1 protein-coding gene is annotated in these 2,402 nt (G+C 53.1%); it reads right to left on the bottom strand.

The features are described from left to right. Positions 1-225: 225 nt before the first annotated feature. Positions 226-1,401 (bottom strand): alpha/beta hydrolase, encoded by a 1,176-nt coding sequence (locus ACR0ES_RS20105; RefSeq protein WP_480774596.1) that lies wholly within the window; start codon positions 1,399-1,401, stop codon positions 226-228. Positions 1,402-2,402: the final 1,001 nt, after the last annotated feature.

Genomic DNA, 2,402 nt, shown 5'->3' with positions numbered 1-2,402 from the left:
GAATTGTTTGACAGGTTCGCCATTCTTGCGCGGCGTAAAATTCACATTTGAGCAATGGTATCTTGACAGATTAATATGCCAAGAAAAATCGATTATACCTTCAACGTCATAAGTCTGACCTATGGATGACCTTACATAAGAGTTTCGATGTGATCCGAGGGAGCCTCGTGTGGCAAGCTGATCAGAATAGAGAATAGACGGGGATAACCAGACGGTTCCTTTCCTTCAGTACAAACGCCCCAATTCCCTGATCCTTTGCGGATAATCGTCTGGAAAACGCCAGATGACTTCGCCGGGTGCGCGCACCAGTCCGCGCGCGGCGGGGTCTTTGTTGGTCAGCAATGACAGGAAAAGATCGCTGCTGGCCCATGGTGAAGACCGGAAGTACCAATGCCCGTTGCCAGTGCCCGCCTCTTCGGCATCCGTCACGTCGATGACATGCAGCCTTGGGGTCCGGGCCAGTTCCGCTTGCACCGCAGGCACTGCTTCGCCGGGCGGCGAGGTCTCTCCGACGCGCTTGCGGCCAAAGACAAACCTAGACATCGCCAGCGCGGAATCCGTTTGCGACTGATAGATCGTCAGGTCCGTAACCGCATCGAGAAGACCGTCCTCGATAGCATGAAGGAAATAAGCGCGGTCTAGGTCGCTGCCGATCAGGATGAGTTTGCCCAACCGCGCATTTTCCTCGGCTCCCAACGCGATTTGATAAGCGGCATCAAAGGCCAGCCTAGTCCCGGCGCTGTAGCCGATCAGGTGAATGCGACGGGCATCGGTATGAGTCGAAAGAAAGGCAATCAGCTCGCGCAGATAGCGTCGCGAGGCCAGCGCCGATTCCTGATCGCGGAAATAGGCCAGCGTACTTGGGGTTGCTGTCCAATTGTAACTGATGAAAGCGCCCTGATAGCCCAGGAAATGCTGCAACTGGCTTGAGACCAGGGTGGAATAGTCGAAGTCCACATTATAGCCGTGGATGTAAATGAAAATGTCGTTGTTGGCCGATTGCGCCAATTGCGCATTGATTTGTGACGCAAAACGGCGACCGGCAGATTCGACCTCGGCACGGCTGGGTGGCGTATCCATGTATTTGATTGCGCTGAACGGCAGAATGCCGGTCTCGGTCACGCCCGCCACACGTAGCCTATAGTCCCGATCCCGCGCCGCGGCGAGCGTGATGCGCCTTGCGTTTTCCCAGCTTTCAAGCGGCGGGTCCGACGCAACCTGCGCGACACCCGCCCGCAACACGTGCCCCCGTGCGTTATTGTAGCTTTTCTGTGGGTCGTCCGGTTCCGCAGGCTGGCGGTCGGTTGCGTAAAACAGACGCGTCCGCGCCTCAAAATTGCCCTCGGTCACATCCCCGAACGGGTCAAGCGTGCCATTGGCAAAGACCGTTGGCGAAGGCATGATGTCAATTTCATTGTAGGTTTTCGCCGCGCACCCCGTCAGGGTTATGAAGAAAATTAGCCAACAGAACCTATGCATCAGACACTTTACGCCCCAGAATTTCCGCCGCATTGAGATCTGCCGGCACGAGCTTTCAACCATTTTTGCAAATGGACCATCTTTGGCAAGCCTTAGAGGATGCCTGCGACAACGATGGCAGCAGATTGCGGGCCGTGACCGTGGATGATGTTGTCAGAGAGACGTTTGAAGAGTTCGAGTAATCGGCCACATTAACCAATGTTCGCCGATTTCGGGGTCGGCTTCTTGATGAGTCTTTTACAATGTGAAGCTACGCAAAGGCGAAAGGGACCATGTGAAAACGGCTATGAAACGGGCCAGATGTTCATCAAGGTGAAGGGCATGTGCGAATAGTCATGAACGTTTCCTGCACTGAAAAGGTTCGCACCAGAATTTTACCACTCTTGGCTGTCCGGCTCCCGCCGCACGTTTGTGGGCTCCAAAAGGATGTTTGTTTGCTGTTTTTTACCTTGGCCTCACCCTATCCAGGGATCGAAGCTTCCAGAGTACCCGGCGCAATTCAGCGGTTTTTCGATTGGATGAAACTCCTCCAGTGCACTGCCTGTGCCCCAAAGTTAAAACGATTTGCGATCGTGTGGCTTTTTGTTGCTTTTTCTTGACCGGGCAAACGAATTGATACATTTTACCAAAATAAAACCAGAATGGAGCACAAATTATCACGAACATAGACCGTTTTTGTCGCTCCATACCGCCCTTGAGTCAGAGGTTTCGTCTCGGTGTAAGGATGGTTTCGGAGCGGTGGCAGTGCTAATAACGGAATGTCCTGTGCGGATTGGTTATGGTAACCTGAGATAGAAAGGTATCGCCCCGACAGTTTGCAGTTAACTGCACATTTTGAGGGTGCAATTCTGTCAAATTGGCGGTCACTGGCTTCACTTGACCCAAAGCGCCTCGAAAAAGAAGGCACCCAACAAAAATGATCA

Source organism: Ruegeria sp. N7, assembly GCF_056531345.1.
The sequence above is the reverse complement of the archived record's forward strand: the minus strand, read 5'-3'. Positions and strand labels throughout refer to the sequence as shown.

Bases quoted from the DNA above. Each gene is read 5' to 3' on its own strand.
- ACR0ES_RS20105 (WP_480774596.1), bottom strand. From the start codon at position 1,401: ATGCCTTCGCCAACGGTCTTTGCCAATGGCACGCTTGACCCGTTCGGG.